The following is a 1,293-nucleotide window of genomic DNA, read 5'->3' on the forward strand; positions in this document are numbered from 1 at the left end:
TGCTCTTCTGTCAATAAAGTGGACGCCAATTAAACGACTGTCTGGTAGTAAAGTTGCTCAAAACGCACTGGCGACATGTATCCCAGAGTACTGTTGGAACGCTTGCGGTTGTAAAACAACTCCAAATACCAGTATAGCTTTTGGTAGGCCTCTTCCTTGGTTTTAAACTTCGGATGACTGTAGATCAACTCGCGCTTCAGAATGCTGTGGAACGCTTCTATACAAGCATTATCGTAGCAGTTGCCCCTGCGGCTCATACTCGCTTTCATGCGATAGGTTTGGAGCTGTTTCCGGTAGTCCTTGGAGGCATACTGAGATCCTCGGTCGGAGTGGTGTATCAGGTCCTTCCCAGGCTTTTTCGCCTTGTAGGCCTGCTGGAGGGCGCCTAGAACCAGATCCGTGGTCATCCGGTCACTGAGCTTCCACCCGACAATCTGTTTCGTATACAGGTCCAGAATACTCGCCAAATAGAGTTTGCCTTGACGACACGGAATGTACGTAATATCGGCCACCCATTTTTCATTTGGCCTTGTGGCCGAAAAGTCTTGCTGGAGTTCATTGGGCGCAATCGGCAGATCGTGATTCGAGTCCGTGGTCGTGACCCGGTATTTACGGGCCATACACGAACGTATCCCTTGCTCGCGCATGAAGAGGCCGACGGTACGCTCGGAGACCTTCCAGCCCTCCCTTTGGAGTTCCCGATGAATCCTTGGGCTGCCGTAGGTGCCCCCTGAATCCTGGTGATACCACCGAATACGCTGAATCAGCTTCTCTTTTCGCTCGAGTCGTACCGGCTGCTCTGCCGTACGCCATTTGTAGTACCCGCTTCGGGATACCTTGAGGACCTTGCACATCTTCTCCAATCGAAAATCCGAGCGGTGATCTTCGATAAACTGGAACCTTAGTTCTTTTCTTTGCTGAAGATGTGCAGCGCCTTTTTTAGAATGGCCAGCTCTTCTTTCAGGTCCTCGATTTCACGTTCTTTGCGGTGATTCTCCGCTTCGGCATCCTTAAGCGTCTGTTCGATCTGACGCATTTTCTCCGGGTGGTGAATGGCCTCCTGGTCGAATTGGCGGTACTGAGAGATCCATTGGTGAATCGTACTCTTGGGGATATTCAGCTCCTCACAGATATCCCCAATACTCTTGGTCTGCTCCTGCACATATTTCACCGTCTGCTTCTTGAATTCTTCATTGTATCGTTGCCGTCGTTCCCCCACATTGGACACCTTCCTTCGTTAAGCCTATTATCCAGTGTCTCTTAACGTGGCGTCCACTTTTTATTCTAATTGCA

2 protein-coding genes are annotated in these 1,293 nt (G+C 50.2%); both read right to left on the reverse strand.

Annotated features, from left to right (window positions below):
- Window positions 1-29: 29 nt before the first annotated feature.
- Complete coding sequence (locus MHH78_RS33890) at window positions 30-890, reverse strand: IS3 family transposase (protein WP_340827831.1); 861 nt, start codon at window positions 888-890, stop codon at window positions 30-32.
- Between the two features lie 11 nt (window positions 891-901).
- Window positions 902-1,219, reverse strand: a complete 318-nt coding sequence (locus MHH78_RS33895; protein ID WP_076086950.1) for a transposase — start codon at window positions 1,217-1,219, stop codon at window positions 902-904.
- Window positions 1,220-1,293 lie beyond the last annotated feature (74 nt).

This window comes from Paenibacillus sp. FSL H3-0333 (genome assembly GCF_038002805.1).
GTDB lineage: Bacteria > Bacillota > Bacilli > Paenibacillales > Paenibacillaceae > Paenibacillus_AQ > Paenibacillus_AQ silagei.